The sequence below is a fragment of the Streptomyces sp. NPDC005955 genome, assembly GCF_042871255.1.
Taxonomy (GTDB): Bacteria; Actinomycetota; Actinomycetes; order Streptomycetales; family Streptomycetaceae; genus Streptomyces.
Genome location: NZ_JBIAIF010000005.1, coordinates 247,741 through 268,170 on the forward strand (window position 1 = coordinate 247,741; position 20,430 = coordinate 268,170).

12 protein-coding genes are annotated in these 20,430 nt (G+C 69.1%); 2 read left to right on the forward strand and 10 right to left on the reverse strand.

Annotated elements, in window-relative coordinates; all coding sequences use genetic code 11:
* Positions 1 to 2 precede the first annotated feature (2 nt).
* The 10 genes from pdhA to ACFYOU_RS15575 form a co-directional block, all read right to left on the reverse strand.
* Positions 3 to 1,073 (reverse strand): pyruvate dehydrogenase (acetyl-transferring) E1 component subunit alpha, encoded by a 1,071-nt coding sequence (pdhA, locus tag ACFYOU_RS15530; RefSeq protein WP_391306081.1) that lies wholly within the window; start codon positions 1,071 to 1,073, stop codon positions 3 to 5.
* Positions 1,066 to 2,298 (reverse strand): cytochrome P450, encoded by a 1,233-nt coding sequence (locus ACFYOU_RS15535; RefSeq protein WP_391306083.1) that lies wholly within the window; start codon positions 2,296 to 2,298, stop codon positions 1,066 to 1,068. Before ACFYOU_RS15535 ends, pdhA begins: the two co-directional genes overlap by 8 nt.
* 96 nt (positions 2,299 to 2,394) lie before the next feature.
* Complete coding sequence (locus tag ACFYOU_RS15540) at positions 2,395 to 3,570, reverse strand: FAD-dependent monooxygenase (protein WP_391306084.1); 1,176 nt, start codon at positions 3,568 to 3,570, stop codon at positions 2,395 to 2,397.
* Positions 3,567 to 10,808 (reverse strand): amino acid adenylation domain-containing protein, encoded by a 7,242-nt coding sequence (locus ACFYOU_RS15545; RefSeq protein WP_391306087.1) that lies wholly within the window; start codon positions 10,806 to 10,808, stop codon positions 3,567 to 3,569. Before ACFYOU_RS15545 ends, ACFYOU_RS15540 begins: the two co-directional genes overlap by 4 nt.
* A gap of 54 nt (positions 10,809 to 10,862) precedes the next feature.
* Complete coding sequence (locus ACFYOU_RS15550; RefSeq protein WP_391306089.1) at positions 10,863 to 11,963, reverse strand: SIS domain-containing protein; 1,101 nt, start codon at positions 11,961 to 11,963, stop codon at positions 10,863 to 10,865.
* A gap of 70 nt (positions 11,964 to 12,033) precedes the next feature.
* A complete protein-coding gene (locus ACFYOU_RS15555) occupies positions 12,034 to 12,780 on the reverse strand; it encodes a glucose 1-dehydrogenase (protein WP_391306091.1) in 747 nt (248 codons plus the stop codon).
* A gap of 242 nt (positions 12,781 to 13,022) precedes the next feature.
* On the reverse strand, positions 13,023 to 14,090 hold the full coding sequence (locus tag ACFYOU_RS15560; RefSeq protein WP_391306093.1) for a methyltransferase: 1,068 nt from the start codon (positions 14,088 to 14,090) through the stop codon (positions 13,023 to 13,025).
* An 876-nt stretch (positions 14,091 to 14,966) separates the two neighbouring features.
* The gene (locus tag ACFYOU_RS15565) at positions 14,967 to 15,692 is read right to left on the reverse strand and encodes a dienelactone hydrolase family protein (RefSeq protein ID WP_389765962.1); all 726 of its coding nucleotides are present in this window, start codon (positions 15,690 to 15,692) and stop codon (positions 14,967 to 14,969) included.
* Between the two features lie 308 nt (positions 15,693 to 16,000).
* Positions 16,001 to 16,669 (reverse strand): ATP-dependent Clp protease proteolytic subunit, encoded by a 669-nt coding sequence (locus tag ACFYOU_RS15570; protein ID WP_391306094.1) that lies wholly within the window; start codon positions 16,667 to 16,669, stop codon positions 16,001 to 16,003.
* A 52-nt stretch (positions 16,670 to 16,721) separates the two neighbouring features.
* Positions 16,722 to 17,312, reverse strand: a complete 591-nt coding sequence (locus ACFYOU_RS15575) for an ATP-dependent Clp protease proteolytic subunit (RefSeq protein WP_391306320.1) — start codon at positions 17,310 to 17,312, stop codon at positions 16,722 to 16,724.
* Between the two features lie 980 nt (positions 17,313 to 18,292).
* Between ACFYOU_RS15575 and ACFYOU_RS15580 the strand changes: the two genes are divergently transcribed.
* Entirely contained in the window at positions 18,293 to 18,652 is a 360-nt protein-coding gene (locus ACFYOU_RS15580) for a transposase (protein WP_391306095.1), read from the forward strand.
* A 386-nt stretch (positions 18,653 to 19,038) separates the two neighbouring features.
* A complete protein-coding gene (locus ACFYOU_RS15585) occupies positions 19,039 to 20,250 on the forward strand; it encodes a cytochrome P450 (RefSeq protein ID WP_391306322.1) in 1,212 nt (403 codons plus the stop codon).
* The last annotated feature ends 180 nt before the right edge of the window (positions 20,251 to 20,430 follow it).

Consider the following 20,430-nt stretch of genomic DNA (forward strand, 5'->3'; position numbering starts at 1 on the left):
GCTCACTCCTTCCGGGACAGTTCGGCGAGCAGCTGTCCGGACTGCTCCAGCAGGTCCTTCGTCGGTTCGTGCAGCACGTGGGCGAACAACTCGGTGGGCGGCACGTCGGGAGCGTCGAACACGCCGTCCCGCAGTTCGGCGCACATCCGGGCCGCCCGGTCCCGTGCACGGTCCTCGACCTGCTCGTGCCACAGGCCCCGGTGGGCGAGGTAGCGCCGGTAGCGGGGCAGCGGGTCGAGCCGCTCCCAGTGGTCGACCTCGTCCTGGGTGCGGTACCGGGTCGGGTCGTCGGAGGTGGTGTGGGGCGCGAGCCGGTAGGTGACCGCCTCGATGAGCGTCGGGCCGCCGCCCGACCTGGCCCGGGCGGCGGCCCGTTCGGTCACCGCCCGGCAGGCGAGGACGTCGTTCCCGTCGACCCGTACCCCCGGCATGCCGTAACCGACGGCCTTGTGCGCGAGGGAGGGGGCCCGGGTCTGCTCGGAGAGGGGCACGGAGATCGCCCACTGGTTGTTCTGGATGTAGAACACGCACGGTGCCGCCTTCACCGCGGCGAAGTTCAGCGCCTCGTGCACGTCCCCCTCACTCGTCGCGCCGTCCCCGATGAAGGCGACGGTCAGGGAGTCCTCCCCGAGTCTGGGCGCCGCCATGGCCGCGCCGACGGCGTGCAGGGCGTGCGTGCCGATGGGGATGGACATCGCCGCGCAGGCGTGCTCGGGAAAGCCCCAGCCGCCGTGCCAGGTGCCGCGCCACACCGCACCGACCGCGGAGGCGGGGATCCCGCGCTTCAGGAACACGCCGAGCTCGCGGTACTGCGGGAAGAGCCAGTCGTCGTGGCGCAGGGCGGCGGCGCAGCCGACCTGCGCCGCTTCCTGTCCCCTGCACGAGGGGTACAGGGCCAGCTGTCCCTGCCGCTGGAGGTTGACGAACTCCGCGTCCACGGCGCGGGTGACGACCATCCATGCGTACAGTTCGGTCAGTTCCTCCGCTGACAGGGTGACGTCGTACTGCGGGTGGTCGACCGGCGTGCCCTCGGGGGTGATGAGGGCGACCGGCTGCGGATCGACGTCAGCCACCGGCCACGGCCTTCGGGCGCGGCCGGACGAGGGCGGGCACGGTACGGACTCCGTTGAGCGCCAGCGAGGCGACCGGTTCGATCGCGCCCCGGGGGACGGCCAGTACGGGGTCGAAGCGGTCGAAGAACGCCGGGAGCGCGATGTGCGCCTCCAGGCGGGCCAGGGGAGCGCCCACGCAGAAGTGGGGGCCGTGCCCGAAGGACAGGTGACGGGTGGCGCGCCCGGCGTCGAACACCCCGGCCAGCGGGCCGTGCTGCGCGGGGTCGCGACCCAGCGACGCGTACGACATCATCATCGGCTCGCCGGCTCGGATCAGGACTCCCCCGATCTCGACGTCCTGTGCCGGGTAGCGGAACGCGCCCTGGCTGACCGGGGAGTCCCAGGCCAGCACCGATTCGGTCACCGACTCCCACGACACCTCGCCGGCGCGCGCCCGCGCCAGCTGTTCGGGGTGGGTCATCAGGGCGAGGAAGGCGTTGGTGAAGAAGTTGATGGTCGTCTGGTGTCCGGCGGTCAGCACCAGGATGAGGGTGTCGACGAGTTCGTCGGTGGTGATGGAACCGCTGGTGCGCTGCTCGGCCAGCAGGGAGGTGAGGTCGTCGCCGGGGTCGGCGTCCTTGCTCGCGGCCAGTTCGGCCATGAAGCGGTAGAGCGCCTCCTCGGTGGCGGTCACCTCCGTCGGCTGTTCGGTGGTGTCGAAGAGCGCGTGGCACAGGGAGTGCAGCAGGTCGTGCTGCTCGTCGGGGACTCCGAACAGCTCGCATATCACCCCCATCGGCAAGGGGACGGCGAACGCCGTCTTGAGGTCGGTCGCCTCGTCCGCGGGCGCGGCGGCGAGTTGTTCCAGCAGGTCGTCGACGATCCGCTGGATCTGCGGCCGCAGGGCCTCGACCCGGCGCGCCGTGAACGCCCGGGACACCAGGCTGCGCAGCCGCCGGTGCTCCTCCCCGTCAGCGGTGCCCATGTACTGGCCGGTGATGATCTTCATCAGGGGCCAGCCCGCCGGGACTTCACCGCGCTGGAGCGCTCCCCAGTTGCTGCTGTTCATCGAGAAGCTCGGGTCCTCGAAGATCCGTTGGGCGACGGCGTGGTGACTGACCGCCCAGACGGGCACCCCGATCACGTCGACCGGTACGACGGGCCCGGCCTCCAGCAGTCTCTTGGCTTCCGCTTTGGCGTCGGCGGCGAACGGGTCGAGGGCGAACAGCGGACGGGACAGGTCCATGAAGTGCTCCTAGGAAGAGTGCGGAGACGGGTGCCCCCGCGGGTGGGCGCGCGCGTGCCCGCCCGCGGGTCGGCCGTCAGCGGTCCTGGGGCGCGGTCAGCCCCGTGGGGGCCAGGTGAGCACCGCTTCGTTCTGACCGGTGAGCTTGGACAGCGGGGTGAACCGGAGGTAGAGGTCGCGCGCCAGGGCGGGAACGAAGCCCTCCAGCTGCTCGGTCCCGCTCAACGCACGGGCCGCGGCGACCAGTGCCTCCGTCCGCGGCCTGCGCTCGTCCTCGTAGCCGCGCAGCGCCGCGACCGGGTCCGCTGTCGTGCGCAGGTGCTGGGCGAGGACGACGGCGTCCTCGATGGCCAGCGCCGCCCCCTGGCCCAGACTCACGAGCATCGGGTGGGCCGCGTCGCCGAGCAGGGTCGTGCGCCCGGTGCCCCACTGCTGGAGGAACGGGCGGTCCTGGGCGGTGATGCGGACGATCGATTCCTCGGGGGTGGTGCGGATCGCCTCCCGCACCTCGTCGGCCCAGCCCGCGAACAGGCCCGCGAGCCCTTCCTTGCCGCGCCGCAGGTGTCCGGAGGCACCCGGGGGCACGTTCTTCGTCGCCCACCAGTAGGCGCGGCCACGGCCGATGTCGGCGAGACCGAAACGCTGTCCGCGCCCCCAGTAGTGCGCTGCGTAGCCCTTGCTCATCCGCGGGTGCGTGAAGGGCACCGTGGCCAGCCAGCACGCGTAGTTGCCGGGCCGCGGTTCCTCGGCGCCCGCCAGTTGCCTGCGCATCGCCGAGTGGAAGCCGTCCGCCCCGATCAGGACGTCGCCCGAGGCGGTCCTGCCGTCCTCGAAGGTGACCTCGACCCCGTCCTCACCGTCGACGAACTCCGTTGCCGCGGCGCCGAATTCGATGACGCTCCCGTCCCCGAGCGCGTCCAGCAGCGTCTGTTGGAGGTCGGCCCGGTGCACGGCGTAGTTCGAGGCCCCCAGCCGGTGCGAGAGCTCACGGAAGGGAAGGGTCCTGATCGGACGGCCGCGCCGGGTGAGGAACTTGAGCTCGTCGAAGACCTCGGCGCGCTTGTCGAGCCCCGGGGCGATGTCGATGTCGAGGGTGCGCAGCGCCAGGACCGCGTTGCACATCAACGACACGGCCGTGGTGCCCGGTCGCAGCTCGGGAGCCCGCTCGAAGACCTGCACCTCGACGCCTGCGCGGCGCAGTGTCGCGGCGGCTGCGAGGCCACCGATGCCCGCTCCGATGACGAGGGCCTTGCGCGGGAGGTGCGTCGTCATGTCCCACTCCTCTTCGACGGTCGCTTCCGGCCCGGTCGGCCGGCCGTCATCACCTGGGCCACCTTCTCGGCGACGACGTTCACGTGCGGTTCTTCCAGGAGCACCAGGTGGTCACCGGGGACGTCGACCACCTGGAGCCCTCCCGTGATCAGGTCGCCCCAGCCGTTGGTGGGGTCCGTGTGCAGGCTCTGCGCGGCCCCGTGCATCGGCTGGAGGACCTCCGGCAGTTCCGAGGTCGCACGGAGCAGCACCACGTCCCCGTCGCCCGGTTCGGGACGGTAGGTGAGGATCGCCCGCCAGTGCGCCCGGAACATCTCGAACAGGCGGCGCACGGTGGTGCGGGAGCTGCCCGCCGGCAGGACGCCCGCCTGAGTGGCGTGCCCGACGATGAAGTCGAACTTCGCCTCCTGCGTCAGACCGTCCGGCAGCGCGACCACCGGTGCGGTGCCGCCGCGCTCCATCCACAGCAGCTCCCAGAAGAACCACTCCAGCAGCGAGTGGTCGGCGACGTCGGGCCGCTCCCCCTGTTTGACGGCGATCGGGTCGATCAGCACGGTGCCGTGCAGGGCGTCCGGGTCGCTGCGCCGCAGTTGTCGCGCCATCTCGAAGGCGACGAAGCCGCCGAACGACCACCCTCCGATCACGTAGGGCCCTTCGGGGCACACGCGCCGCACGGCGTCCAGGTAGCCCGCCGCCATCTCGGGGATCGAGTCGAGGGGCTCGCTGCCCGGCACGGTCCCCGACGCCTGGAGCGCGTAGACCGGCTGGTCCTGCGGCAGGTGACGGGCGAGGCGTACGTAACACAGCACATGGCCGCCCAGCGGGTGGACCAGGAACAGCGGCGGTCCCTCGCCCCCGGTGCGGATCGGCACGACCGGGTCGAAGCGGGCCGCGGAGCCGCTGCCCCGCAGGTGCTGTGCCAGACCGGCGACGGTCGGGGCGGCGACGAACGCGGAGAGCGGGACGTTGACGCCGTAGCGCTTCTCGATCGTCATCACCAGCCGCATCGCGGTCAGTGAGGTGCCTCCGACGTCGAAGAAGTTGTCCCGCACGCCCACCGCGGGCAGTTCCAGCAGTTCCGCCAGGATGCCCACCAGTGCCCTCTCGTGCTCGTCGGCTGGCGGGGTGGCGTCCGACGACGGCGCGGCCAGCGGCATGCGGCGCAGCAGCGCGTCGTCCCGCTTGCCGCTGGGCGTCAGGGGCAGTCCCGCCAGCCACTCCAGGTGCGCGGGCACCATGTGGTCCGGCAACACCGCGCGCAGTCGGCCGCGCACCTCGTCCAGGTCCACGGCGTCGGTGTCGCCGACGAGGAACGCCGCGAGGAACGCGTCGTTGTTCTCCCGGCTCCGGGACACCACCGCCACCTCGCGGATGCCGGACGCGGCCTGCTCCTCGGCGAGCTTGACGATCGCGAGTTCCACCTCGGCCAGCTCGACCCGGAAGCCGCGCACCTTCACCTGGGAGTCGGCGCGGCCGAGCCAGACGAGGTTGCCGTCGGGCATGACCCTGGCCAGGTCGCCCGTGCGGTACAGCCGGGCGCCCGGCTCACCGGACGGGTCCGGTACGAACCGCTGCTCGGTCAGGTCGGGGCGGTTGCGGTAGCCGTGGGCCAGGCACACCCCTCCGACGTAGATCTCGCCCCTCGCGCCCGGCGGCACCGGCCGCATCAGGCCGTCGAGCAGGTGCAGCTCGATGCCGTCCACGGGCACTCCGACGGGCGGCAGGTCGGGGAAGAGGGCCGGGTCTCCGGTCATCGTGTGATGGGTCAGCAGGTGCGTCTCGGTGGGTCCGTACTGGTTCTCCAGGACCGTGTCCGGCCGCGCCGCACAGAACCGGCGGATCTCGTCGGTGATCCTCAGCTGCTCCCCGGAGGAGATGACCACCCGCAGGGCAGCGGGGCGGATGCCCAGCGCCTGGGAGGTCTCCGCCAGTTGCTGGAGCGCGACGTAGGGCATGAAGACCCGCTCCACCTGCTCGCGGTCCAGAAGCCGCAGCAGGGCCGGCATGTCCTTCCGTTCGTCCTCGGCGAGCAGTTGCAGGGTGCCGCCGCCGCACAGCGTGGAGTAGATCTCCTGGAACGCCACGTCGAAGCTGAGCGGTGCGAACTGGAGGGTCTTGCCCCCGGCCGCTCCGCTGGCCGAGGGGATCTGCCACTCCTGGTAGTTGGCGAGCACGCGGTGCGGGAGTTCGACCCCCTTGGGTTCGCCGCTGGATCCGGAGGTGAAGAGCAGGTAGGCGACGGTCTCGCCGGTGATGTCCGGCAGTTCCGGCCCGCCCCCGGGCGCCGGCTCCGCGGCGAGCAGGTCGGCGACGTACACCAGCCGGGAGGACTCCTCGAAGAGGTGCGCGTGCGCCTCGTGCGTGAGGATCCGTACCGGATCGGCCTGCGCGACCATCGCCGCGAGCCTGGCCGGCGGATAGCTCACGTCGAGCGGGACACAGGTGGCGCCCGCCTTTCCGACGCCCAGGACGGTGGCCAGTGCCTCGGGCGAGCGGTCCATGGCGATGCCGACGGTCGATCCGGGCCGTGCTCCGGCGCCGATCAGGCCCTGGGCGATGCGCTGCGCCGCCTCGTCGAGCTGGGCGTACGTCCAGTGCCGTGTTCCCCAGGAGACTGCGATCGCGTCCGGAGTCGCCGCCACGTGCTCGTCGATGCGCCGGACGACGTTCTTGGGCGGCTCCCCGGCGGTGCGGGACTCAGTGCCGGTCCGCGAGCCCGCCCCGGTCGGCGCCACGCACAGGAAGGCGAAGTCGGCCGGCTCCTGCGGGTGTGCGGTCATCCGCCGGAGGACGGCCAGGTACGTCTCACCGATGCTCTCCATCTGCGACGCGGAGAAGGTGCGCCCGTCACCGTCCATGCGCAGCCAGAGGCGTTCGTCCACCGGGTCGGTGACCGCGTTCACCAGGAGCGTGAAGTTCGTCTCCTCCCACGTCCTGAAGTCGGTCAACTCCATGTCGGTGCCCTCGAAGAGCGAGCTGAGGACGTGCGGGTTGACGTAGTTGAAGGCCGTCTCGAAGATGACGTCGCCCCCGCGGTCCTCCTGGATCGCGCTGAGCGGGTAGTGACGGTGGGGGTGACCGTCCTGCTCCTGCCGGTGGACCTCGCGCGCCGAGTCGATCCAGCTGCGCGGCCGGGGGTCGAGGCGCAGCGGCAGCGTTTCGAGGAAGAGCCCGGTGATCCGCTCGGCGTCGGTCTCCTCGGGCCGCCCGCCGGTGACGAGACCGGTGGTGACGTCCGGTGTGTCGGAGAACAGCCGCAGGGTCAGGCAGTGGGCGGCGAGCAGCAGGGACTTGACGGGCAGGCCGTGGGTGCGCGCCAGGTGGCGCAGCTCCGTGCCGAGGCCGTCCGGCAGTTCCACCTGGTGGTGGATGACGCCTTCGCTGCCGGCGGGTTCGTGGGGCCGCAGTCCGTCGATCTGGGCCAGTTCGACGCCGGTGAGCAGCCGTTGCCAGTACCGCTTGCTCTCGTCGGAGGCGAGGGCCCGCCGTTCCTCGCGTACGTGGAGGGCGGGAGAGGGCAGTGGTCCGGACGGGACGGCTGCCACGGGGCGGCCGGCGTGGTGGAGGTAGTCCTGCAACAGTTCGCGGACGAGGGTGGCCACGCTCCAGCCGTCCAGTATCGCGTGGTGGAAGCTGAACACCAGCTCCACGGTGTCGTCGTCCAGGACGTGCGCGCGGAAGAGGTAGAGCGGGGGCTCGTCCAACCGGTACGCGTGGTACCTGCGTTCCTCGACGTGCCGGGCGATCTCGGCCTGCGCCTCCTGGTCGCCGAGGTTGCGCAGGTCCGCGGTCTCCAGCCCACCGACGGCCCCCCGGTGCACGAGTTGCAGGGGCTCGGAGTACCCGCCGAGGTCGAACGCGGAGCGCAGCACGGGGTGGCGTCGCACCAGGTCGTCGAAGGCGCTGCGGAGCGCCTTCTCGTTCCAGGCCGTCTTGAGGGAGTAGCGGAAGACGTCGTGGTACACGGCCGTCCTCTCGTGCTCCCGGCTGTGGTAGAGCAGGCCGAGGTGCAGCCGGGTCGCCGGGTAGGCGTCCGCCAGGTCCGTCAGCCGGGCGCGGTCGACTCCGGACACCAGCGCGAACGGCTCCAGCGGGGCGTCCCGCACCTGCGGGGACGACGTGGTCGCACGGGCGGCGAGCGCCGCCACGGTGGGGTTGCGAACCAGGTCGGCCAGGGTGAAGCGGATGCCCGCGCGGCGCGCCTCGGCCTGGATGCGGAGCATCAGGATCGAGTCGCCGCCCAGGGAGTAGTAGTCCTGGTCGACGCCGATCTCCTCGGTGCCCAGCACCGCCGCCCACGCCGCCGCGATCTTCGCCTCGATCTCGTTGGCGGGTGCGGCGGCTCGGGCGCCCGCTTCGACGGCGGGGGCGGGCAGCCTGCTGCGGTCGGCCTTCCCGTTCGCCGTGAGGGGGATCGAGTCCATCCGCACGAAGAATGCGGGAACCATGAACTCCGGTAGGGAATTCAACAGTTGGGGACGGAGATCGGTGAGCTGCACTCCCTCGTCCGCCACGTAGTAGCCCACCAGATGGGCGCCTCGGGAGGGTGTGGTCCGGTCCACCACGAGGGCGTCCCGGACGCCGGGCAAGGCCGTCAGGTGATTGCGGACCTCGCCGAGTTCCACCCGGTTCCCGCGGATCTTGACCTGGTCGTCGAGCCTGCCCAGGTAGGCGAGGGTGCCGTCCGCGAGCCACCGCGCGCGGTCCCCGGTACGGTACATCCGCTCGCCCGCAGTGAACGGGTCGTCGACGAACGCCGCGGCGTCCAGATCGGGCCGGCCCAGGTAGCCGCGCGCCACGCCGATGCCCGATATGCACAACTCACCGGCGACCCCGGCGGGTTGGAGGTCGCCGTGCGCACCGACCACGTAGAGCCGGATGTTGTCGATGGGCCGTCCGATCGGTACGCGCCGCGGTGCGTCGCCCGGGTCCGCCGGACAGTCGTAGTACGTGACGTCGACCGTCCCCTCGGTCGGGCCGTAGAGATTGACGAGCCGTGGCGCCGGGGCGTCGGCCGCCGCGAAGACCTGGTTGAACCGGTGCACGTGCGCGGGCGTCAGCGCCTCACCGCTGCAGAAGACCAGGCGCAGGGAGGCGATCGAGTCCAGCAGCGCCGGGGCATCTTCGAGCAGTTCGAGAAAGGGACCGAGCATCGAGGGCACGAAGTGGGCCACGCTCACCCGGCGCGCCCGCATCGTCTGGAGGATGGCGCCGGGATCGCGTTCCTCCCGGGGCGGCAGCAGGGCGAGTCCGGCGCCGGTGATCGCCCACCAGAACAGCTCCCACACCGAAACGTCGAAGGTCGCCGGTGTCTTCTGGAGCAGGACGTCGCCCGATCCGACCGGATAGCCGCGCTGCATCCACTCCAGCCGGTTCACCACGGACCGGTGCTCGACCTGCACGCCCTTGGGCTGCCCCGTGGACCCCGAGGTGTAGATGACGTAGGCGAGGTCGTGCGGCCCGCCGGCCGGCACGAGCGGGGCGGGGTCAGCGCTCGGGGCGGCTTCCAGACGGTGCACGGGGAGGGCGTCGCCCACCACGCGTGCGGAGACGGTGGCGCCCAGCAGTACGGCCTTGGCCCCGCTGTCGGTCAGCAGGAACCTGACCCGTTCCGCGGGATGGCTCGGGTCGACCGGTACGTACGCGGCGCCCGCCTTGAGCGCCCCCAGCACCGCGACGACCAGGTGCGGGCCGCGCTCGACCGCCACGGCCACCCGGTCACCGGTGGCCACGCCGTCGCTCCGCAACTGGTGTGCGACGTGGTCGGCCCAGACGTCCAGTTGGGCGAAGGTGAGCGAATCGGCGGGATCCTCCGCCGTGACGGCCACCGCGTCCGGCGTCCTGGCCGCCTGCTCCTCGAAGAGGGCGTGGACCGTGGAGTCCCGCGGGTGATCGGTCACCGGACCGCTGCCCAGGGCGACCAGGGCGGCGCGCTCTGCGGCGCCGACCATGGATATCTCCGACAGGGGACGGTCCGGCCGGTCGAGCGCCCCCTTGAGGATCGCCTCCAGGTGGGCGGCCACCGACTCGATGGGGAAGTCCGCGTCGAAGACGTCGACGGCGTAGTCCATGTCGACCAGGACGTCACCGACGTCGTCCAGCTCGTTCACGACGACTGCGAGTACGTCATCGTCATGGGCCCGGGCCTGCACGACGGTTTCGTACGTCACGCCCCGTACGTCGACCGGGCTCGGCCAGCGCAGATAGGCGATGGTGGTGTCGAACAGCCGCTTGCGGCCGCTGTCCTGGAGCGGAACCGCGCGCAACAGGTCGCCCAGGGAGAATCGCTCGTGGGGTTTGAGCGCCCGGGTGGCGGACCGCACCTCGGCGACCAGCTCGCCCATCGAGAGGTCCTGGCGCGGGTTCACCCGCAGGGGCAGCGTATTGGCGAAGTGCCCGACGGTCCGCTTCTGCCCGTCAGCGGGCCGGTTCAGCAGCGGTACGCCCAGCACGACCTCGTCGCTGCCGTGGATCCGGGAGAGGTAGACGGAGAAGGCGCTCGCGACGAACGCGAAGACCGAATGCCCCCGCTCACGTATGCGTTCGATGAGGGAGCGCTCGATCAGGAAGCTGTGACGGGCGCTCCCCCGCGCCCCGGCCGGTGCGGCGCGGTGGAAGAAGGCCGGTGCGACGCCCTTCAACTGCTCCTGGAAGAACGCGCGATCCTCACCGTGGTCGGCCGAATCCCGGTAGCGGCGCTCGTCGGCGGCGAAGTCCACGTAGGAGGGCACGGGCCGGTCGTCGAACCTCCCGGTCCGCCGCACCTGGTCGTACTCGGCACGCACCTGGGACATGAAGAGGTTCAGGCCCCAGGCGTCCGCAACGATGTGATGCACCTTGACGTAGGCATGGACGGTGTCCTCGCCCTCTTTGAGCACCGCGATCGTGAACAACCGGCGGCGTTCCACCTCGAACGCGACGTCGAACGCCTCCCTGATCCACGCCTCACAGGCCGCACGCGGCGCGGCGGTTCCGGACAGGTCGATCGTCGGGATGTCGAACGTCTCGTGTTCGACCCACTGGCGCGGAGTCCCGTCCTCGGGGTCGATCCGGAGCTGGAACGCGTCGTTGCGGTCGACCGCACGGCGCAAGCACTCCTTGAGCAGATCGACGTCGACCTCGCCGGTTAATCGGTCCGCGATGAAACAGTTGAACTGCGGGAGGTCGGGGAAGAGGGAATTCGCCGCCCAGATGTCCTGCTGATAGGCCGTGAGAGTGCTACGCCCCCGGAAATCCACGATCGATCCATTCTCCTCGGCTGCTGCTTTCGATCCCTGGGCCGTGCGGATACGTCAGCCGGCGTTCTCCGCGTCGATCGTGGTGCCGTGGTACCAGGGGTTCCCCGCTGCCTCCGAAATGAGATTCCGCGAAGCCGTCTCCCGCGCCTTGCCGAGGTCCAGGGTCAGGTACTGGACGAACTCCAGGGCGGTGAAGTACTGACGTATGAAGGTCGGCTGGTCCAGCTCGACCTCGGTGACCGTGACGTGCGCGTTCTGGGCGATCGGCGCGGTCAGCAACGACACCAGGTTCTTGCGCTTGGCGCGGGTGTAGTCGTCCTCCTCCGGGCCGGCGAAGACGAGGATGCTGTGACGACGTACGGGATCCGACAGCGTGGCCACCTCGCTGTGGCAGAACTCGTGGAAGTAGTTCCGCGTCGCGGGCACCATGGCGATCTCGTTGAAGTGCATCTTGGCGAGCTTCAACAGGCTCTCGTGCCATTTGGGCGAGCCGAGCATGATGATGTTGGAGTCCTCGCTCCGGGCAGCGGCATCGGCCGCCAACGCGCGCAGAGAAGGCGTGAAGTCGGTCTCCAGGGTCTGGGCCAGGGAGCGGACTTCCGGACCGTGGTCCTCACCCAGGAGCCCGAGCTTCAGGAACATGTCAACCAGGATCGAGAAGTACTGGCCGACGTGGAACAGCGGGTACTCGCGGTCCGGCTTGCTCAGGGTCCAGCGCGCGATGGACACCCCGTGCTCCTCCCCCAGCTCACCGAGTCGACCGCCCGAGGTGAGCAGCAGAACCCGGTCGTGCATCGGGCTCAGCGCGTGGAAGGCCCGGACGGGCTCGTTGGAGTGGCCGCTGTACGAACTCAGGATGATGAGGGTCCGGCTGTCCTCGATCACTGAGCGCGGTACCAGGTACTCGAAGTCGTAGTCATTGAAGACATGCACTTCGAGGTCGCTTCTGATCGAGCTGAAGAAGACCTTGATCACGTCCGACACGATGGCCGAGCAGCCCATGCCGCTGAAGACGATGCGGGTGAAATGACCGCTCCCCATCTTCTTCGCGAGATCGTCCGATATCCCGGAGATGTCATACTCGTCCGACTTCGTGAAACCGGAGCGGTACTCCTGCTCCAGGAATTCTTGATAGCGTTCAAGGCGCGGTCGCATGACCTCTTCTTTCTCTGTGGTTTCTCACGTCAGCGATGGATTCACGAACCTCGGTCGGCGGTCGAGACCCCTACCACATGAACTGGCCACCATCCACGATGAGCTTCTGGCCCGTCACATAGGTGGCTCCTGAGCTCACCAGGAATTCCAGAGCGTCCGCCATCTCCTCGGTGGAGCCGATCCTCCGCTGCGGAATCTCATCCAGGAGCGAGCTCATGCGCTCCGGCTCGGCGATGCGGAACCGGGTCCGCATCTCCTCCGTGTCGATCATTCCTGGAATGAGGCAATTCACTCGGATGCTCGGGGCCAGCTCCATGGCCAGGCACTTGGTCAGGTGGAGCAGCCCCGCTTTGCTCGCACAGTAGTTGGCGCCGTTCAGCCGGGGGCGGATCGCCGTGGTCGCACCGATGTTGACGATGGAACCACCGCCGGCCTCCAACATGCTCGGGGCAAATGCCCGAGTCATATAGAAGGGCCCCGAAAGATTGGTGTCCAGCACCTGGCGCCAGTCCGTGTCGGAGATCTCCAGCACCGGCCGGTCTATGTTCAGTCCAGCATTGTTGACCAGCACCCGGGGAGTTCCGTGACCGGCATGCACCAGGTCGGCCAGCCGCGCCACGGCATCGGGATCCGACACATCGGACCGGATGACCGAGAGGTCCTTCTCCATCTCCTGCGCGGCCCGGTTCGCCGAATCCTCGTCACTGCGAAAAGTTGCGACTACCCGATATCCCATCCGAGTGAGCCTGCGACTGAATTCAAGCCCAATTCCCTTGGTTCCACCGGTGACTACAGCCAGTTTGTCAGGCGATTTCATTCACGCTCCGCGTAGTGGGTCGTTCGTTCTTTCCCCTGCCGCGGCGACATCACAGCGGCGGCCGGGGAGGCGCACCCCGCCGAACGGACCGCCGATCGCCAGGGCGCCGACACGGCTCGCGCCGGTGGGGCCGCGACAGGACACGGGGACGGCACCGGACAGGGGTCGGCGACGAATCCGCCGCACGCCTGGCGCACGCCCCCACCGGACAAGGCGACACGTGCCCGCAGTTGCGGGACGGCTCAGGCGACCTCGGGCTTACGGGCGCGCAGGATCACGTCGAACCTCCCGGGGTACTGCCGGTCCATCGGCTCGAACCCCGCTTCGGTGTACCACTGCTCGAATTCCTGCGGCGTGTAGATGCGGCCCTCGGGCGACGCGATCGTGTGCACGTACGCCGACATGAACGCGGCGTGGGCGGGACCGGTTTCGTCGTCGTCCTGGGCACAGGCGACGATCACCAGGTGCCCTCCCGGCTTCAGCGCCCGGTAGGTCTTCGCGAAGAGGTCGCGAACCTGCTCCGGCGACCAGATCTCAAGGAACCGAGAGAAGACGACGCAGTCGTGGGAAGCGGGGAACTCCTCCTGCCAGATGTCGACTCCGACCGCGTGCACGCGGTCGACGAGACCCGCCTCGGCGATCTGCTCTTGCGCCATCTGCGCCACGTTGGGGAGTTCCAGGATGGTCGCCTGGAGGTGCGGCCACCGCCGGGCGAAGGCGATGGCATTCGTTCCCGTGCCGCCGCCGACGTCCAGTACGTGCTGGTAGGAGGAGAAGTCCACGGAGTTGACGAAGTCCTCGACCACCGAGCGGCTCTGATGCTCCATCATCGCGGTGAATATCTTTTCGAGGTTCTTGTCCTCACCCAGCAGCTCGTAGAGCGTCGTCGCCGACGAGCCGGCAAGCAGCTCACGGTCCAGCCCCAGGTTTTCGTTCTCCGCCAGCGATTCGTAGAGCCAACTCATCGGGCGGTACAACATCTCGTGGGTGTAGCGGATGATGACCGGCATGAATTCGTCCGGGTCACCCGCGAGGATGTCGGTCGCGGCAGTGTTGTGATACCCACCGTCTTCCTTGCGCACGAGCTCGAACGAGCTGCACCCCAGCAGCAGCACGTGACCCGCACGTTCCTCCAACTCCAGCGCCTGGGTTATCTCTTCGAGGGTGCTGCCTGGCCGCTCCTTGAGCAGAGCGAACAACTTCAGGCGCAGCGCGGCGTGCAGGAAGGGAAAGCGAAAGCTCGTGTAAACCAGCTTCCACAGCTCGTCCAGGGCGGTCACTGACGGTGCGGCCATGATGATCTCCTTCACGGTGCTACGCGCCTCGGGCGGACACCCTCGGCCGTGTCGTGGTGAAATCCAGCAACGTCCGGTTTTACCGATTGGCGACATGGAGACGGACGGTGGAAGCGAGATCTCCGCAGCGTGCTGCACCCTGCCCCGGGGACGTGACACCAAGCGGGCAGGGCTAGATCGTCACCTTCACCTGCATCATCAAAAATTCCCTCCCCATGGAGGTAACACTAAGCCCGAGAACCACACAAGACCGTTAGCACCCCTAACCCCCCTCGCTGATGGCGCGAACCGATCGATTCCACCTCCACACCCCTTCACTTTCGGCCGAAGGAGCTCCGATTCCGGCCCCAGCAAAAATGATCAAGGGGCTGAAAATTGCCCAGCAATTAGGGGGGTCGGACGGCTAGATCATCTTTCCAAAAACGGACAGACCGCCGGAATCGCGACGCCCCATTTCGTCGATTTCGGTCGCGGATCCGCTCCGGAATGTGTTGGCAAAAGGCGCAAGCATCGAATAAGACCAATACGCATGTGGCCGACCCTGGGGGGTCCTGCATTTCTTGATGCCGACGCACCGTTCAAAGATCCCGCCCACGACGCCCCCTCGCGGCCCGGCAGCGCGCTTCGTGGTCCCGGTCCCACGCGTCGAGTCGCACGCCGCAGCGCTGACGGACTGCGCCACCGGCTACGGATGCTCCTCGCACCTGCACCGGAACGTGACGAACGGGTTGCGCCGGAAGCCCGAGGCGACGCGGCCCACGCGGGACGGCACGGACGTCGCCGCTCCGGGGCCGGACGACGTCGACCTCGCGGGGGGGGGCCGCCCCTGCCGGCCCGGCCACGGGACGAAGCGCCTGCCGGTTCAGCCCCCGACCGGCATTCCGGGGAGCATCACTCCACTACGGGTAGACACTCGTCGAGCAGACCGACGACGTCGTTCCAGGCACGTTGCGCGTGTCGAGGGTGGTGGCCCACTCCGGGGCGCACGCGCTGGGCCACCGGGGGGTGGTGGAAGGCGTGCAAAGCACCGCCGTAGACCACGAGACGCCAGTCGACTCCCGCGGCCTGTATTTCGGCGACGAAGGCGTCCCGTTGCGCGGGCGGCATGATCGGGTCCTCCGACCCGACCCCGGCCCACACCGGACAGCGGATGCGCGCCGCCTCACCCGGTCGGCCCGTGGTCAGGGCGTTGACCGTCCCGATGGCCCGCAGGTCGACACCGTCGCGCCCGAGTTCCAGCCCGATGGCGCCCCCGGTGCCGTAGCCGATGACGGCGATCCGGTCGGGATCGGTCCGCGGTTCGGCACGCAACACGTCGAGCGCGGCGTGACCGATGCTCCGCATCCGGTCGGGATCTGCGAGCAGGGGCACTACTCGGGCCATCATCTCTTCGGGGTCGGTGAACCACCGTCCGCCATGGATGTCGAAGGCGAACGCCACGTACCCCAACTCGGCCAGGGCGTCGACCCTGCTGCGCTGGAAGTCGTTCAGTCCGGTCCCCTCGGGCCCGACCAGAACTGCGGGCCGACGGTCGGCGCCGGCCGGGAGCGCCAGATGTCCGACCATCGTCAGACCATCGGCCGGGTAGGCGACCGAGCGTGTGGTAACCGTGATCACGGGAACGAACCCTAGCGATCTCCGGGCCGGGACGATCGACCGACCGAGCCGACCGGACCGTGCTGGCACCTCTCTGAAGTGCGACGACGGCCGACAGGTCGCCGATCTCGACTCCGGCATGTCACCGGCATGGAGTACGGGCCGCTGTTGACCTCGCAACGGTCGTTGTCACGACTTGCCGCGCTCGCCGCAGGCAGCCCTGGAGAATCCTCCGCGGAGAATCAGCTGCGGAAGCTGATCACCTCGACGTCAGCACTCTCCCGGGCCGGCCCTCACCGTCGCACCTCAGGCCCCTGCATCCTGCTGCATCAACGCACACCGGCGATGGTGCGAGGAGTGATCACCTGGTCGACGAGGCCGAAATCCAGCGCCTGTTCGGCGGTGAGGACCTGGGCCCGGTCGATGTCCTTGTTGATCTGCGCGACGTCCCGGCCGGTGTGCTTGGCGAGAAGCCCTTCGATCAACTCCCGCTGACGCTGGACCTCACGGGCCTGGATCTCCAGGTCGGACACTTGGCCCTGGGTTCCGTCGCTGTGCGGCTGCTGGAGGAGGATCCGGGCGCTCGGCAGGGCCAGACGCTTCCCGGGGGTGCCCGCGGCCAGGATCACGGCGGCCACCGAACTGGCCTGCCCGAGACAGACCGTCTGGATGTCGGGCCGCACGAACTGCATGGTGTCGTAGACAGCGGTGAGCGGAGTGAGGTCACCGCCGGGCGAATTGATGTACAGAGAAATGTCCCGGTCAGGGTCCTGCGACTCGAGACACAAGAGCTGGGCCATGATGTCGTTCGCCACGACGTCATCGACCGGGGTGCCGAGGAAGACTACGCGCTCCTCGAAGAGCTTCGCGTAGGGGTCGTACTCCCTGGTGCCCTGCGACGTGCGTTCCACGAAGCGGGGTACGACATAACGGCTTTCCGGACGTAAGTGACCAGACCCGGACGGGGGCGAGGCAGATGTGGGCGGAGAAGTGCTCACTGGGCGTGGTCCTCCCGAGGTGGATGGATGTGCTGGCCCGTCGGGCTGTGGACTAGCCGACAGCGCCGAGGCCCGGGTGGTCCACGGTCATCACCTCGTCGATCAGGCCGTACTCCTTGGCCTCCTGGGCGGTGAACCAGCGATCCCGGTCAGAGTCACGGGTGATCGTCTCGATGTCCTGGCCGGAGTGTTGCCCGATGAGCGCAGCCATTTCCTGCTTGGTGCGGAGGAGCTGCTCCACGTAGATCTTGATGTCCGAGGTCGAGCCGGCGAGACCGGCCGAGGGCTGGTGCATCAGGATCTTGGTGTGCGGCAAGGCGAACCGCTTTCCCTTCGCACCGGCGGTGAGAAGGAACTGTCCCATGGAGGCACAGAATCCCATGGCAATGGTCACGACGTCATTCTTGATGTACTGCATGGTGTCGTAGACCGCCATGCCGGCGGTGATCGAGCCGCCCGGTGAGTTGATGTACAGGTAAATGTCACGGGTCGGATCCGTGGCGAGCATCAGCAACTGCGCAGTGACGCGGTTGGCGATGTCATCGTCAACTTCCTTGCCGAGGAAAATGATGCGGTCATCGAGAAGACGGTTGTAAACCGCATCCGTGCTGACCCCGTCACCGGCACCGCGGGCGTAAGGCATCATCTGTCCTGCTTCGAGAGGCAACTGCCGAGAGCTCATGCGATTCCACTCCTCTGTCCTTGCGTGTCCGCTAAGGGCCTGGACTGAGTTCATTCAGCTGCTATCCGGCCAATTCGAGCCGGAAGCAGTACTCCACTCGCCCCCTCGCGCTTAACGAAGCTAACACGCACCCTCCCCCTATCCAGGGGGAGTTGAGAACCCGTTCGCTCAGAGCGGAGGGGGTGCAGGAGTTCCAACTGGCCTAAAAACAGGCAGAGTTCATCCCCCTGGATGACCTTGGCGGCGACGGGACCGAGACGACGTCTACAAAAAATGGCGCATAAGGGGATATCTCACGTGGCGCTCCGATGCCGCGGCATGATGGCGAACTAAGATCGCCGACGGCCCCGTTGTCGCCGACGCACACGTCCCGCCCGCACGGCGGGGACGCCGCTCCGACAGACGAGCAGGCGGCGTTCACGGCCGTGACCTGCCGCCGAGCCCTCCCGACCCCTCGGCTCCCGCCGCCTCACCGCGGCCGGTACGAACGAAAGGGCGGCCCTCTCCTCGCCTTCCCCGGCCTCACCGCAGTCCTGACCTGCCACGAGAGCCTCGCAAGGCTCGCCACGTGAGACACCTTCCAGGGAAGTGGTCGGCGCTTGAATCCGGCCATGAGCACGGCGGTGGCCCTGTCCCCCTGTGAACAGCGCAGACGATGCGACGCCCCCCGCCGAAGCACAGGAACGGAGTTGCCCCGTCCGCACGGGCGTGTTGCCGACGCACTCGTGCAGGCGGTTCTGGTAGGCGAATTCCGTTGATGTCTTTTACCGGTTTGGTGAACGCGGGCTGACGGCCTTTGTTTTGCTGGAAGGTTACGGGCTGGCACCCGTGAAGGGGAACAGTTACGTCCAAGTGCGCTAGCCGTCCGAACGGGTCGGCCACGCGGCCGACTTCGAGGATGTCTCACGTGGCGCTTCGGCGGTGCGGCATGATGGTGAACCGTGAGGGTTGATCTGTCGCGCCGACTGGTCCCGGACGAACTGTGGGCGCTGACCGCCCCGTTGTTACCGACGTTCACGTCCCGTCCGCAGGGCGGGGGCACCGCTCCGGTAGACGAGCGGGCCGTGTTCACGGCCGTGGTGTACGTGCTGACGAGCGGATGCGCGTGGCGGTACCTACCGGAGTCGTTCGGGGTCTCGCCGGCCACTGCGCACCGTCGGTTCACCGCGTGGACCGAGGACGGGCTGTGGCGCAGACTGCACCGGGCCGTGCTGGACGAGCACGGCGCCAGGGGCGAGCGGGAGTGGCCGTCCGCGATCGTCGATGCGGCGTCGATGCGGGCGAAAGGGGGGACACGCTGATCGGGCCGCATCCGGTCGACCCCGTCCGGTCGACGCCGGGACGGTCGACCGCGGCAAGAACGGCAGCAAGCTGCACGCCCTGCCCGAGACCCAAGACCCGCCTCCGCGAACGCGCAACTCCACTGGTCCGTCCACGTCTTGAGCGCCGCCCCCGCACCGGCACCAGGCTCCCCGACCCACCGTCCCGGGGCCACGCATTCACCGTCCATAGCACGAGGTGCGGGTAGTTGTGCGGGTGGGGGTGCGGGATTAGAGTGAGCGGCCGCGCTCGGAGTGGTCGGCGGGGGGCCGGTAACCCGGGCCTGAGGGAAGGGAATTCCGTCGTGCCCGAGACCGAGAAGGCCGCCTCCGATCCCGCGATACCCGACCGAACCGACCGGCCCGACATCCCCGACGTCCCCGACGGGATCGAGGTGCTCGCCTCGCTCAGCCCCGACTTCGACGCCGACCCCTACACCGCCTACGCACGGCTGCGCGAGCGCGGTCCGGTGCACCAGGTGGTGGTGCCCGACCGGGGCCTGGTGTGGCTCGTGGTCGGGTACGAGGCCGCGCGCGAGGCCTTCAGCTCCCCGAAGCTCAGCCGGGACTGGCAGCGCGAGTGGAGACAGACCGGGTGGCGCCCGCCGTACGCCCTGGACATGCTCGGCAACGCCAACATGCTGCTCAGCGACCCGCCCCACCACACCCGGCTGCGGAAGCTGGTGTCGCGGGAGTTCACGGCCCGGCGGGTCGAGGCCATGCGGGAACGCATCCAGGAGATCACCGACGAGCTGCTGGACCGCATGACGGCGGAGGGCGCGCGCCGCGCCGACCTCATCGACGCGTTCGCCTTCCCGCTCCCCATGACCGTCATCTGCGAACTGCTCGGCGTGCCCGGCCTGGACCGCACCGCCTTCCACGCCTGGACCAACGAGACCCTGGCGCCCACCAGCCCCGAGGCGGAGAAGGAGGCGTACGAGCAGGTCATGCCGTACCTCCGGGAGCTCATCGCCGCCAAGCGCGAGAGCCCCGGGGAGGACTTACTCAGCGCCCTGATCCACACGGCCGACGAGGGCGGTGACCGGCTCACCGAGGAGGAGCTGATCTCGCTGGCCTTCCTGCTCCTCGTCGCCGGGCACGAGACGACGGTCAACCTGATCAGCAACGCGGTGCGCGCGCTCCTCGCACACCCCGAGCAGCTGGCGGCCGTACGGGCCGATCCGGCGGGCCTGGTGGAGGGGCTGGTGGAGGAGACGCTGCGCTACGACGGGCCGGTGGAGACCACCACGCCGCGCATCGCCCTGGAGGAGACCGAGATCGACGGCGTACGGGTGCCGCGCGGGGCCATCGTGCTGATCGCCATGGCCGCCGCGGACCACGACCCGGCGCGTTTCCCCGATCCGACGGACTTCGACGTCCGCCGTGAGACCCGGGGCCATGCCGCCTTCGGGTACGGGATCCACCACTGCCTCGGCGCCCCGCTCGCCCGCCTCGAAGGCAAGGTGGCGCTGCGCACGTTGCTGGAGCGCTGCCCGGACCTGGCGGCGGACGGGGAGCAGGGGGAGTGGATCCCGGGGATGCTGATCCGGGGGGTGCGGGACCTGCCGGTGCGGTGGTGATACGCCTGCCGCAGGCGGGCTGACGGGCGGGTGAGCGGTCGCGGCACGCCGTTCGCGCAGGTCAGCGGGGACTGTCAAGGGCGTGGTCCACACGGTCCGCAAGGGGGTGTTCCCCCTCGGTCGCCACCCCGACGATCACGCTGGTCACGCTGCGACCACTCACCTGACGTACCCGGGCGT

Coding starts and splice junctions, on each gene's coding strand:
- ACFYOU_RS15535 (WP_391306083.1), bottom strand. CDS start 2,298: ATGGACCTGTCCCGTCCGCTGTTCGCCCTCGACCCGTTCGCCGCCGAC.
- ACFYOU_RS15540 (WP_391306084.1), bottom strand. CDS start 3,570: ATGACGACGCACCTCCCGCGCAAGGCCCTCGTCATCGGAGCGGGCATC.
- ACFYOU_RS15550 (WP_391306089.1), bottom strand. CDS start 11,963: ATGCGACCGCGCCTTGAACGCTATCAAGAATTCCTGGAGCAGGAGTAC.
- ACFYOU_RS15555 (WP_391306091.1), bottom strand. CDS start 12,780: ATGAAATCGCCTGACAAACTGGCTGTAGTCACCGGTGGAACCAAGGGA.
- ACFYOU_RS15575 (WP_391306320.1), bottom strand. CDS start 17,312: ATGCCTTACGCCCGCGGTGCCGGTGACGGGGTCAGCACGGATGCGGTT.